This window comes from Enterobacter sp. E20 (assembly GCF_000801755.2).
Lineage (GTDB): Bacteria > Pseudomonadota > Gammaproteobacteria > Enterobacterales > Enterobacteriaceae > Enterobacter > Enterobacter asburiae_B.
The window spans coordinates 3,181,382-3,194,033 of record NZ_CP012999.1 but is presented as its reverse complement, the minus strand read 5'-3'; the positions used below and the strand labels follow the sequence as shown (position 1 = coordinate 3,194,033).

Here is a 12,652-nt window from a genome sequence, read left to right as displayed (position 1 = left end):
AAACAGACTGTTACGTGTGTTCTGCCCTGACTGTAAATTCATAAAAAAGAGTGTGACAAATCGTGCCATTCGCTGACCGAAAAGGAGGCAGACTGCCTCCTTGTTCGCTTTATTTCTGCGACACCTGCAAAATGCCGTGGTTACGCCCTGTCGTCTTATTCCAGGACGCCGCCGTAATGCCGTTCTCATCAATGCTTAGCGATATAACAAAACCATTACCGTGAATCTCATAGAAATGAGCATTCAGACGTTTCACGGTGGCCTTTTTGCCGTTAATAGTGGCGTTAAAAAAGCCATTTGAAATCGTGGCGTTAACCGCATCCGATGTGAAAGTGGCTTCACGCAAAGGGTCGTGGACCGCAGCTGTTGCGTGCTGCGCCGCATTTTGGGCTTTTGTTTTGTGGATATCACAAGAGCCGTCATTCGCGTTCATCTCAGTGCATCCTGAACGTTCTAATTGAGCACGATAGTGCGCGTTAATCGCATGAGCCGGTGTTGTCGCTACCGTCAACATCAGTGCAATCCATATTAATTGAGTTTTCATGTCTAAACTTTTGTTCACCTTATAAAACGCACAGATAATAAGAGACGTACATCATGCCGATCCAAATACCGACTCCAATGAGCATCAGATACAGGGTCGCTGAAATAATGATATGTCTGAGCATGTTTTTTCTGTCATCGCTATTCTTGCCGGAGGCAAGGGGGTTATTAACTTAATGGCGCCGGTTAATAATGCTTAAGTTTTATATCGTTAAAAGCCCATTCCGACGCCAACTGACGCTCCCATATTATTGGCGGTATCATCAGAGAAGCTCACTTTCGCGATCACATGTGAACTAAAGTTAACGGATGCCCCAACGGCAAGGGCGCTTTCACTATTGTATGTGGCTCCGCCAGCAGAGAACATAACATGCTGATTCGTTTGTACCTGCGGTAATCCAGCCATCGCCATGGCACCTGAAATACCGGCATTAGCTTGCTTCTTATTATTATCTACTTCATCGTGCAGTGATTTAAATTGCAGGTTGGTATTGTTATTCATTGCCTGTAACGTCTGTTTCGTTGCCAGCAGATCCTGTGCGGTGGCGGTAACTGCCTGGGTATTATTAGCCACTTTAGTTTGTGTTGCTGCGTCTACCTGCATGTGCGTCACGGTGGTCGTCACGCCATCTTTGCCATCTACGCCGTTAGTGGGTTTAGGGGCATTTTCCAGGCTGTCAAGACGGTTATCTTGCACTTTGTTAACGTTTTCCATATCGATAATTTCTGTGCCGTTCGTCATAACGCCCTGTAAAGCCGCATCGCTTTTTTGATTGGCGGTATCTGCAAGCGCACCAGCAAGCAAGGCTTTTTGGTAAGCGTCATTTGTGGCTTGCTCAATAACCAAAACACCTAATTTAGTGGATTGAAGGTCGCTATCCACCTGCGTTAAGCGATTTTCAGTTGAGAGATCGCGAGCAATGCTATCGACCCTGTTTTGCGTAATTTGGTCTTGATGGTCATTCACAATATCTGTGATTGATGCGTCATCCCAAACGGCAGCAGCAGCGTTGGTAATATTCATGGCGCTACCGGCGACCAACCCAAATATAAAAACAGAAATAACAGATTTATTGAAAATTTTCATTCGAAGGACTCACATCATTAACGTATTAAAAAACAAAATTAATCAGAACAGTTTTGGCTTTAGTGGCATGTGGATATCTGTGTTTCCGTATGTCAAAACAGAATATTCAATGCCCGGACCTTTTTTAGTGGCGTGAATAAACTATCGATTAAACCCAAATTGATGATTTTGATCTAAATCATAAATGATATGAATAAATGAAAGGGCAGGGTGCTGTATCGAGGAGGTTTATTTAATGTATACATTAACTTATGGATTGTTCAATAAATAAAGGGAAGCGTTAAGCTATTGATGAAAGTACAAATGTTTAATAGAGTTAAATAAATTAATACTTTCTTATTCTTTCATGCGAAAGAAGTTTATCTATCTTATAAAAGCGGAATGAGCACGTAATAAAAAATAAAAATAATAGTCTCAGCAAAAGTACGTAATAAAGTTTTTCAATAACGTATTAACAATTACTGAACCAGAATTAACTAAAGCGTAATAAATGTTGGCAAATGACGGGAAAGAGCGCCGGGAGATTTCCGCGGTGACAACGGCGTGATAAATCGAAACTCCTTGCGCCTGGCCTGGGGCCGCGGTTACACTACATAACGTTAATGAGTTTCATAACTCAATGTTTTAAAAGTATTTTGACTCGGGGTGCCCTTCTTCGTTGAAGGCTGAGAAATACCCGTATTACCTGATCTGGATAATGCCAGCGTAGTCCTGGCGATTATTCAGGATAAAATCAAAGAGTTATCTGCGATTTTCGAACCGTTTTGTTTAGCCGATCACATCGAGGCTCACGAAATGGGACACCAGACCATACGCCACACCATTAAACGTAACGGGGTTTATTACGTTCGTTTTCGCCTGCCTGATAATAAGTTTTTCCGTAAGTCGTTAGAGACTGACAGCCACACCCAGGCGCAGTTGCTCATGTCTTTTGCTTCTCCTGTAATTCCTCTGGTTCAACGTGGAGCCATCCAACCGGAGCACTTCGGTAAGCGTCTTTCTGAGTATGGCAATAGTCTGAAGCAGCAGAATGAACAATGGCTGGCGCACCAATTTCTGAATGATGCGCGGCGCAATATTCAGCCGATAGTTGTTCATGAAGACCGCGAGGTTGTCTCTCCTTCGGTAGATGAGGAAGAACAAACTGAAGCACAACCAGAACACGTGTTAACACTGGCTGGCGCGTGGAATATGTATAAAGAGGAGAAAGCCCAAAACTGGACGAAGGCTATCTCTCAAGCCAATGAGCGCTTTATGGAAGTCATGTTCATTGTCCTTGGTGCATCAACAGATGTAATGACGATAACCAAGCAGGACATCAAGCAGGTGATGGAAGTTGTTGAAAACTTGCCTAAGCGTGTAGTGCAGCCTTATCGGTCAATGACGGTTCAGCAATTGATCGAGTGTGATGATGTGCCACCTGAAGATTTGGTTGGCGCTGAGTCTATCCACAAGCATTTAAAGATTTACAAATCGTTGTTCAAAACCTTCCTGACTGACAATAAAGATATTCTGGAGAAGTCTCCGACTGATGGAGTTGTCGCCGCACCGTCGAAAGCGAGGTTTGGAGCTTACAGTGCAGCAGAAATGAGAAAGTTTGTAGGGTGGGCGCTCAAGCAACCTGATGGCTGGCAGAAGTGGATCACTCTGTTGTTGGCGTATACGGGAGCCAGAAGAGGGGAGATCGCCAAGCTGGAGAAATCACAGATCAAATTTGATGAAGATAGCCAGCGGCACTATCTCCTGATCGCGGAAGGAGGGCAGGGGAAAACCGAGAACGCTACAAGGCAGGTGGCAATACATCCCAAACTGATCGAGTGGGGTTTCCTCGATTTCGTTAATCGTCAGTGGAAAGATAAAATCTTCTCGCCAGTGTCGGGTAAAAACATGCCGAAAATCGGCAAGGTCTTGGCTGATGTCCGTGATCAGCTTGGTATTCCGTACCTTGATGATTATGGGCAGCGGCGGCTAGTTCACAGTTTCCGGCATACCATGATTTCAACCTGTTTAGCTGGCTGGGTTGGTAACCTGGCGCACCTGCAACAGGTGGTAGGTCATGAGAAGAGCGGCTCAGGTATTACTAGACGCTATTTGCACACCTTCCCGCTTTCTACGGTTTGTTATGTGATTGATGGTTTAGAATGGGTCTGATTTAAAATTTGGAGAAGTAAAGCCTTGCTTATAGTCTTATCACCTGCGGGCTTACAATGTATGATCTATAAAATGCGCAAAAGGGTAAGGGATCTGAAGGGATGGATATTGCAAGGGCAAAAGCTATTGAAAACAGCATGATGTGTTTAACGATTTTTTCACGGTCCATTCACACTTTTTTCGCTCTGGCTGACGTTTTAGAACACTTGGATCGTGGTACTGGTGATTTATTCCCTTTCAGAGGCGTTTGTAATGCCTTGATTGGTGATGCGGCGATACATTGGTGCAAAGTTTTTGGCTCTGATGCTGAGGGAACTCACTGGAAGTGTGTAGTTGATGATCACGCCGGTTTTCGAAAGGTTTTATTCGATGAGCTGCGAACGACGCCAACCGAATTTCATGCTTATTGGAAGAAAATGACTGAGTTCAGAAGTAATGTAATTGCGCATTTTAACGCAGAACATTTTTCGAACGGTTCTACACCTGAGTTTGATACCGCGATTGCAGCAGCGGCAATGGCGCATAAATACATGTACCGAAGCTTTCCTCCTAATGTGCATTACGCTGGGCCGATGGATTTAATCAGTTACGGTAAAACTGCTTCTGAAGCAGTACTGAATCGAATTTTAGTTTAAGGAAACAATATGTCTGGAATGTTAGCTAGCAAAACCGCCGCAGTAGGAATCATTGATAAAGCTGTTGGCATTACGAGGAAGCTCGTTTCAACGATGGTTGCAGCATGAGCATCATCCGCAGGAGAGGGAATAAAAGGAAAGGATAAGAGACGCAGTGAAATTTGCGTAAGCTCACATTTTTGCGATCAAATAAGTTTATAGCGTGCATTAATAACTATTGCAATTGCATACTTTTAAACGTTGTTACAGTATGTTTAAGATGTTTCTTATAGAAGTTCTGTTTCTGTCTAATTGGACTAGCGAGGAGCTAAGCAATGGCGATCAGTGATCATGAGTATGTGAATTTTTCTGAAGATCATGAAATGAACTATCACGCTAAGAAAGTAAATAAAAGAGAGACTGCTTCCAATAGAAGTACCTTAAGAACTATGGGGACAGAGCTCAAGTCATCTCTTGGAAAAGCAAGACTGACTCATGGCGAATTCCATCCATATGTCAATAAAAATAAATCTCGACTTGAATAATACAACTACTTATTGTGAAGGTGGGAACTTATTCCTGCCTTCATTTTGCATTAATTAACCACAACATAATTCAACTCAGTATTATTTTCACTCAATAATCTATAGTCTGGAACACGTCTTCGACATCCTTATCCATGATCCCACAATACGCCAGCGTGACCGCCTGCGATGAATGCCCGTACAGCTTCGTGAGCGTCGGTAGACTGACCCCACGTTTTATAGCGTGATAACCAAGGTTCTTGCGTGGGCTGTGCGCCGCGATGTGAAGATTGAGCATATCCCCGGCTTCTTTGAATTTGGCTGAGACCGTCACTCGGCTGATCGGCTTACCCTTGGCCCGATTGCTGTCCACTTCGAACAAGTATACATGGCCGGGATTATCTGCACGGCGTTGAGCTACCAGTTCAAGCGCTTTGGCAGTCAGCATGATCGAGCGGGTTTTCCCTGTCTTCTGTTCCTTATGGTTCAACACGTTCCCTTCGATATGGTTAAAGTCGGCATACCGCAACTTGAGAGCGTCACCAATCCGCGCCGCTGTCTGATTCAGGAACACCCACAAATCACCGTAGATAGCGCTGCTGTTATTCTGACGCAGCAGTCTTTCAACCTCTGCGATCTTCTCTTTGTCTCTGACTGGTTCGACCTTCTTCATACAATTCCCCCATTGCCATCTCATTAAGTAAGTTACAAAGCAAATATTGATCATAATATGATTATTGTAAAGGGTTTTTTAGATGTTATTTCACCCACTCCCGCGCGGTGGGAAAACGAAAGTGGGGGCCACTCTTCAGATATCATTGTCGGAAAATATCCGGTCTCACATGGGGAACTGCTGGACAGTCTCTCCAGCGGTTCAATAAAAATGAACCATCATTTTAAAATATCGAAGGGTAGTCCTTTGCACACCACACATGCTGGCTCTGCCAGTGAATAATCCTTGCCTGATTCTGCATAAATTCTGCATAAGACAACCCCTTAGATGTTCATCCACAACACAATCCATAAGAATCAATAGCTTGCTAAATTACACATGTACATTGTGTAAGTTAGAGGTGAGTTCTAATACCTGCCAGCAGGCCACTACGTCAGCCACCAACAGGTTATATTCACCGAGCCAGGCCGCCACTACTTCGTACCATTTCCCACAACAATGTAAACAGCCAACCCACCAATCCCTCCTACGCTCAACCAGAATCCCGTAGCGGCGTTATCTCCACACAATCGTGAACTGACAACACCATGATCCACGACTTCCCATAGCGCGATAGAGGAGCCTCCAGAGGGGTTCTGTTTTGGTTTTGTGTGTGATGTTTTATTTTTTATGGAGAAATGGTTCAGAAAGGTGGTTGTGTTTAGCACCCATTCAATTGGCGGATTTGCCTAGGCCGCACCATTACTGGCTTCGCTGCATGCAACACACCATAACGCCCATAGGTACAGACTTGTGATTTGTACGTTTAGCGACCGCTTTAGCATGATTAACTACGGATTATAGGCTATTTGAGGTGCATTTAATCTATTTTGTTTACAGGATAGCCAATGGTAAAGATCATCCACCAAATTTTGACAGAAAACCAGTATAGGGTTGCCAATCTTCAGCCAGCGCGGAGAATGGTCGGTACTTTCAGATGAAAGCGGGGGAGGGAGATGATCAATTCTCGAAGCGGATCAGGTGTCTGGACCGCCTCAGGTATTGCTGTTGGTTGTGCCATTGGAGCATGACGCGGACGCATCAAACTAGAAGTTGGTCGCGTGGATGACTTGGAAAATTCTCACCCGGTGCTACCAGCACGGTTTTTAAGGTCGTCAGACAACCTAATAACCATTTTCTAAGGTCGTCAGACAACCGTAGAATGGGATTTATAAGGTCGTCAGACGACCACCAAGAAGAAAATAAATAAATCTCTACGATAAGATCCTAATCTTTAATAAGATCTTTAAACCACCAAGTTCAAAGGCAGGGTTAAACCTGCGTTTAACTGGTTGGTGTTGCCAGTTGGTGGACAGGCTTGGCCCGTTTACACATATCTGGTGGTAAGAAGCTCTATTCGATGACGTGAACAGACCCGTCATCTCGTGACCTTCTAACCCTCGTTAACCCCTCGCTACGCTCTGCGACTCGGGTAACCCGACAGCCTGCGGCAACAGCGTGTAACGATGCACTGTGTGGGAGACAAGCCGCAAGGCGCGTCAGTCAATGTGGATCGGAGCACGGCGTAGAGGACTGCCTCGCATCTGTCCGGTTCACTCCGGGGCGGCGCGGGTTGTCTAACTGACTTCCTCAGCGCCTCTCTACGGCGTTTAAATGGTGTGGGTAACACGATGGTACTGCTATAACGACGAGTCCCCGCAGAATGCGTTACAGAGCGATTTAGCCCTATTGGCAAAGATTTCTTTTGCTGATAATGTGATAATGATTATTATGTATTATAAAAACATAAATGATAATGATTGCTATTTTCAGAGTGATCTGATACAATAGATCCTAGTAGGGTGATGATTTACCTACGAATCCTCGAATAATTTTGCCGTCATCACGACATCTCTTGTCAATCTCACGGCAATACAAAATGGGTTACAAATAGAACCTCCGCGAATAATTCTTTCAACAGAAACGGAGAACCCAATGAATAAACCAAAATCCCAACGTCTCGACCTGACCACTATGACAGGCGAGCAGATCGCTGATCTCATCCTGAACGGCAAATACACCAAGTCCGCATTATGGGCCTTCATTAGTAGAAATGGTGGCGCGGATGCTGTACATGCTCGCTTCCCACAGGTCGCCGTCTGCTTGCAAATTCTGAGACAGGAACGGAAGAAGGCGAAGCAGGCGCGAGCGTTTAAAACGGTGCTTAAGCCGCTAAGCGAGAAATACGCCGAGGGTCACAGCCTGACTGAAATCCTGGCACCAGTGCTCCAAGGCTACCGCACTCTATACCGTGAAAACCTCAATCTGGACCTGGCACCAGAGCAGGTAATTATGCTGTTGGTCGCCACTGATGGTGTAGAGCGCTTGGAATCTTACGGTTACACCTGTGCGGGTGACTTCCCGACCGCAACCGCAGTCTAACAACACTGAACAAAACTTGATCCGGTTCGCCTTCTTGGTGACCACTGGAGAGGTTTCTTTTGTACCCAAAACGAGGAGGGCAATTGGATGAAACTGACATTCAGTAATTCAACGATGGACGCAATTATGCAGGAATGCCGCCGAACTGGGATACCTGTAGCAACGTTCATTAGCAGACTCGTGGATGCCGAGGCTGAACGCATCCGAACCAACATGAAGAATCCCATTGAAGGAGAGAACAATGACCGAGACAGTAGAAACTAACGTTATCAAGGAACCATCACGCATTATTCCTAAGCGCTTGGACGCTCGTACAATGGCCGTAAAAAGTACAGGTGAAGTGATCAGAGTAACGAACGACCACAGAATAATTTATGCCTATCTGGAAGATCAGTTTCGTGGTCTGACGAATCCGAAAAACATTGCGGCTGGTAGGTCAACTGGTCACTTCTACGATTCAGATGAAAACCTTGCTATCAAGAATGATGTTTCTAAATCAACCTTCAAGAAAGTGAAGAAGGATCTTAAGGCGCTGGGTCTTATTGACTGGAAAACGCCCAAGGCGAAGAAGTCAGGTCACGCTTGTGAATATTTTGTTAAACAGCTTATCGATATCGCCCACAACCTGGAATTCATCTATCAGGAATTGCCGAACGGTCAGCCGTCTTACGATCATGTTCGTGTCAGTGGTTTGAAAACTAAAAAGACGAAAAAAGCAGCACAGCCAAAAATCGAGGAGAGAGAAGATGGCGTACAGCAGCAAGAGCACGAACAGCAATCCCCTGGTGTGTCGCCCACGGCGATTTACTCAGAGAGTAAACCCGTGCAACGGGCTGATGGTGTGGCCTCTTCATCTGCCACGGATGATCCTGAACAGCAATCTGGCGTTTCACAGCCTGCTGGTGATAGCTGCGATGATGTTTCCAGTGATGATGGGGTGACTGGGAAAAATATCGTCAAAATGCCATGGATTGAAAGCCCGTTTGATAATGGTAGGTTGGTGTCAGAAGCCAGACGCTGGGCGCAATCACAAGGCGCTTCAACCTGGCAGGATGAGATCAAACTTGTGTGGAAGCTGACAGGTAAAACCAATATAGGGGAGCCTGGAGAGCATATGCGGCCTGATGATGTACCTGCACCAGAACCAGCAAAACAAAAAGCTAATGGGTATACCCTCTATGAGGGCACCCCAAAAGAACCTGACTGGAACGACGATGAACAATTTTGATACTGGAGGAATAATTGTGTGATACCACTAACAGCCTGACGGCTGAAACCCTTACGGTGCGAAGCACTTTACCAGAGGTAAACACCTCCGGTGCTGAACCCCCCGATTTGTCCCGTTTTTACAAATCCCGCTCTCGTGATTCTTCGCTGATCGAGACTGCTAAAAAAATGCTCGTGCATGGTTACACCCCAGGCAAAACGGCGCTGCTCCTACGCTTGCCGTATGACCTGGTAAAAGGCCTTTACGATAACTCGTGGAATCCTCGCTGTCGCAAGATAAGCAATACCAGTCAGTATGCCACTAAGCGAATGGCCCGAATGTACTACGAATCCGGCGCAATGCTGGCAAAAATCTGTGCTGACCTTCAACTGCCTCTATTCACTGTGGTAACGCTGCTTAAGCGTGAAGGAATAACCGAAAAGGAAATGGCATCTCGAATGCCGGATCAGCATGATCCGTTGTTTGTGGCCTATCGTGAAACGGTCGCCAGAAAACAGAAGAACCCACAGCGACGTTCACCACGCCTGCATTATTGACTCAACCCCACATCGGGAACCCTTGAACCTTGATTACATCTTTTACCTGCCCGTGGTCTGGCTGGCGTATCGCTGCGCCCGTGATGGGCTGATCCTCTTGCTGCGAAGCAGTGACGTTGCCCGTCATCGCCTTGCGACAAAAATCCTACTTTGGAGACACCAAAAAATGAAAAACGTAAACGACATCCGCGCCGATATTCTCGCCGCAATGCAGGCCGCTGCCGAACCGGAGAGCGGAGGTCTGAATAAAAGCGCCGATCAGGTTCTGGCTGATGCTATCGAGGGATATCTGACCGCTTCGACTGCAACAGCCAGCAAGTCAGTCCCGAAAGCAAAAACCATAAAGGAAAAAGGGATCGCCCTGTGCCACCAGGCCCAAGGTTATAGCGCTAATCTGCGTCCGGTCAGCCTCATGATGAAGGCAAGCCTTGATGAGCTAACACCTGAACAACGCGCCGCGCTTGATCGTCTGGGTTACGTTATCAATCAGGGGGAATGATGTCCGGTACAAATAAGATCGTCTCCAGCCTGATTAATACAGTCTCCTGGCAGGTCGATCAAAACTCCTTTAACCGCGCCCGCAACAAAATCAAGAGCCTGAAAAAATATGCGGAGTCAGCGGGAAAATCTTTCGACCAGGCGACACGAAAGCTACAACAAGCCAACGGCAAGACCCAGTTACAGCAGGCGCGAGCAGAAACGCAGAGATTGAAGCTCAATCAGCGGTTAATCGCTGAGGCTCAGAAACAAAGTGCTATCAATGCACGTATGGCGACCAACGAACAGCGCCATGCCCAACGTATGGCTGCGATTGCAGCACGTAACCCAGCAGCGGGCGGTCTGGTTCCTAAAAGTGTCCGTGGTCTCAGTAAGGCAATCAGAGCACAGCGTGAACAGGCCGACCTAGAGAAACGCACTCAGCAGATCCGCACCAAAGGTATTCGCTTTAGCACTGCCACCAACGGTTACAACCTGACACCACGCCAGCGAGCGCAAGCAATCAGCGACTTCGCTCAATTAACGAAACAATATCATGCTGGTTCAATGGCACTTGGAGAGTACAACGCCAGGGTGAGCAAGCTACAGCACGGGCTGAGACAGCAGGGCGGGTTAATCAAAAAGCCGATAACGCTCCCAGTTAAAGCTAAAGTGACGGGCCTTGATACATCCCTTCTTGATCATGCTGGCACAGCGATCACCATTGGGGCCACTATTGGGATCGGCAAAACCATCATGCAGACCGGGCAAGACTTCGAATCAATGGCCTCTGGTCTCCAGGCGGTGACAGGCGACAGTAAGAAAGCCACTCAGGAAATGGCGTATCTCCAGAAACAGGCTCTTTCCCTTGGTCTTGACCTGCAACAGACATCGAAAGACTACGTTAAGTTCTACGCCAGTGCCGCAGGAAAGGCGAGCGACAGCCAAATCAAAAACCTGTTTGAAGGTGTCAGCCAGTACGGAACCGTATTAGGGGCCACTGGTGAGGAGCAGAGCCGCGCCTTGCTCGCGCTTAATCAGATGTACGCTAAAGGCACGGTGCAGGCTGAAGAGTTGAAGGGGCAGCTCGGGGACGCTTTACCAAACGCAGTTGGGATCTTCGTCAAAGCATTGAATAAGCTAAAAGGCCGGACAGACCTTACCGAAAAAGACCTCATGGCAATGATGAAAAATGGTGAACTGCTGGCGAAGGATATTCTTCCCCTTGTTGGTGATGAGTTCAAAGCGGCAGCACAGAAGGGCGGAGCTTTCGAGAAGTCACTGAAATCTAACCGTGTTGCTATGATGCGCTTGCGCACAACGATGCAGCTTGCACAGAAGAATTTCTTTGAATCGGGCTTCGGCAGTCAGCTTACCGATACGTTTAACGGTCTGACAGATGCAATTGACAGCAACCAGGATGCATTTAAGACGCTGGGAGCCATTGCAGGCAACGTGATTAAAGGTTTCACTGATGCTGGTTACACGGTCTATAACAGCTTCATTCTCATTGAAGCACTGATCAAAAAGTATGCTCCTCAATTGTCCAAGACATTCGAGGGATTCGGCAATACAGCAGCATATGCGGCAGGAATTGCGATCTTCACTGGGGCGATCTTCAAGTTAGCTGGCGCGTTGAGGTGGCTTGTCAGCTTCGCGAATCCGTTGAAAGGTCTGCTTGGTACGCTTGCCGGGATCGGCTCTCTTGGTGGTATTGCAACACCTGGAACAGACAACACCAAACCGGGGAAAGATGGCAAACCATCCAAAGGCGGGAGAGGTGGCGGCTTCTCAATCGGTCTTCCTGCAATCATGGCTGGTGTAAGCCTCAATAATCGTCTCGATGAAATTCAGGCTGATCCTGATGCCTTTATGAAGAGGGTGCAGGCGAATAATGACAGACCTACCATGTGGACTGACATCAAAAACTTCTTTACAGACCATGCGCAGGGTTTCACCAATGCGTTTGCGGGGATGAACACCTTACCTGGAATGCAGCCAGCTACCGCAGGCATGGCACAACTACCGGGCATTGATAATCTTGCTCATGGCATGAACCTTGGCAAGCCGTTAAGTGTTCAAGGCAAGGCCGATCTGACTGTGACCAACGAGGTTAAACTCAGCATTGACGATAGCAAATTCAGCGATGCAATTAAGGCCGAAGTACAAGAGCAGGATAGGAGAAATACCAATCTTATCTTGGGAGTTACCCAGTAAATTATCGTTCCGTCAAAAATGACGCAGCAAATTGGCCCACACGAGAGAGAGGGCCGTTAAATTCGGCATGTTATTGTTTTTGTTGTTGCAAATGATAATCATTCGTGTTAAAATAATTGCATAGGGTGATGATTTAAATTGTATGTGCGTACAAAAGCCGTTGTCATTCTTTCTCCTTACT

Annotated in this window: 11 protein-coding genes; 8 read left to right on the top strand and 3 right to left on the bottom strand. The window is 46.6% G+C overall.

From position 1 onward, the window contains the following. Positions 1–109: 109 nt before the first annotated feature. Complete coding sequence (locus tag NI40_RS14885; RefSeq protein ID WP_045143152.1) at positions 110–544, bottom strand: hypothetical protein; 435 nt, start codon at positions 542–544, stop codon at positions 110–112. A gap of 210 nt (positions 545–754) precedes the next feature. Continuing rightward, on the bottom strand, positions 755–1,630 hold the full coding sequence (locus tag NI40_RS24335) for a YadA C-terminal domain-containing protein (protein ID WP_236918785.1): 876 nt from the start codon (positions 1,628–1,630) through the stop codon (positions 755–757). 795 nt (positions 1,631–2,425) lie between these two features. Here NI40_RS24335 and NI40_RS14870 point away from each other — a divergent pair. From NI40_RS14870 to NI40_RS23075, 3 genes are all read left to right on the top strand, one after another. Then, positions 2,426–3,781 (top strand): tyrosine-type recombinase/integrase, encoded by a 1,356-nt coding sequence (locus NI40_RS14870; protein WP_039263136.1) that lies wholly within the window; start codon positions 2,426–2,428, stop codon positions 3,779–3,781. A gap of 101 nt (positions 3,782–3,882) precedes the next feature. Next, the gene (locus NI40_RS14865; protein ID WP_039263135.1) at positions 3,883–4,416 is read left to right on the top strand and encodes a hypothetical protein; all 534 of its coding nucleotides are present in this window, start codon (positions 3,883–3,885) and stop codon (positions 4,414–4,416) included. A gap of 314 nt (positions 4,417–4,730) precedes the next feature. Then, the gene (locus tag NI40_RS23075) at positions 4,731–4,940 is read left to right on the top strand and encodes a hypothetical protein (protein ID WP_020882778.1); all 210 of its coding nucleotides are present in this window, start codon (positions 4,731–4,733) and stop codon (positions 4,938–4,940) included. Between the two features lie 91 nt (positions 4,941–5,031). Here NI40_RS23075 and NI40_RS14860 read toward each other — a convergent pair whose 3' ends face one another. Continuing rightward, a complete protein-coding gene (locus NI40_RS14860) occupies positions 5,032–5,592 on the bottom strand; it encodes a tyrosine-type recombinase/integrase (protein WP_039263134.1) in 561 nt (186 codons plus the stop codon). Between the two features lie 1,974 nt (positions 5,593–7,566). Between NI40_RS14860 and NI40_RS14855 the strand changes: the two genes are divergently transcribed. The 5 genes from NI40_RS14855 to NI40_RS14835 all read left to right on the top strand — a co-directional run bounded on the left by NI40_RS14855 (position 7,567) and on the right by NI40_RS14835 (position 12,471). Further along, a complete protein-coding gene (locus NI40_RS14855; protein WP_039263133.1) occupies positions 7,567–8,013 on the top strand; it encodes a hypothetical protein in 447 nt (148 codons plus the stop codon). Between the two features lie 241 nt (positions 8,014–8,254). Beyond that, on the top strand, positions 8,255–9,241 hold the full coding sequence (locus NI40_RS23070) for a DUF6945 domain-containing protein (RefSeq protein ID WP_071884852.1): 987 nt from the start codon (positions 8,255–8,257) through the stop codon (positions 9,239–9,241). Positions 9,242–9,255: 14 nt separating this feature from the next. Then, a complete protein-coding gene (locus tag NI40_RS14845; protein WP_039263132.1) occupies positions 9,256–9,777 on the top strand; it encodes a hypothetical protein in 522 nt (173 codons plus the stop codon). A 22-nt stretch (positions 9,778–9,799) separates the two neighbouring features. Next, the gene (locus NI40_RS14840) at positions 9,800–10,276 is read left to right on the top strand and encodes a hypothetical protein (RefSeq protein ID WP_139152912.1); all 477 of its coding nucleotides are present in this window, start codon (positions 9,800–9,802) and stop codon (positions 10,274–10,276) included. Then, a complete protein-coding gene (locus NI40_RS14835; protein ID WP_082454913.1) occupies positions 10,273–12,471 on the top strand; it encodes a tape measure protein in 2,199 nt (732 codons plus the stop codon). The genes NI40_RS14840 and NI40_RS14835 overlap by 4 nt, the downstream gene beginning before the upstream one ends. Positions 12,472–12,652: the final 181 nt, after the last annotated feature.

What these genes read in the sequence shown, in the direction of transcription:
- NI40_RS24335 (WP_236918785.1), bottom strand. Translation starts at nt 1,630, where the DNA reads ATGAAAATTTTCAATAAATCTGTTATTTCTGTTTTTATATTTGGGTTG.
- NI40_RS14835 (WP_082454913.1), top strand. Translation starts at nt 10,273, where the DNA reads ATGATGTCCGGTACAAATAAGATCGTCTCCAGCCTGATTAATACAGTC.
- NI40_RS14865 (WP_039263135.1), top strand. Translation starts at nt 3,883, where the DNA reads ATGGATATTGCAAGGGCAAAAGCTATTGAAAACAGCATGATGTGTTTA.
- NI40_RS14860 (WP_039263134.1), bottom strand. Translation starts at nt 5,592, where the DNA reads ATGAAGAAGGTCGAACCAGTCAGAGACAAAGAGAAGATCGCAGAGGTT.
- NI40_RS23075 (WP_020882778.1), top strand. Translation starts at nt 4,731, where the DNA reads ATGGCGATCAGTGATCATGAGTATGTGAATTTTTCTGAAGATCATGAA.
- NI40_RS23070 (WP_071884852.1), top strand. Translation starts at nt 8,255, where the DNA reads ATGACCGAGACAGTAGAAACTAACGTTATCAAGGAACCATCACGCATT.
- NI40_RS14885 (WP_045143152.1), bottom strand. Translation starts at nt 544, where the DNA reads ATGAAAACTCAATTAATATGGATTGCACTGATGTTGACGGTAGCGACA.
- NI40_RS14855 (WP_039263133.1), top strand. Translation starts at nt 7,567, where the DNA reads ATGAATAAACCAAAATCCCAACGTCTCGACCTGACCACTATGACAGGC.
- NI40_RS14870 (WP_039263136.1), top strand. Translation starts at nt 2,426, where the DNA reads ATGGGACACCAGACCATACGCCACACCATTAAACGTAACGGGGTTTAT.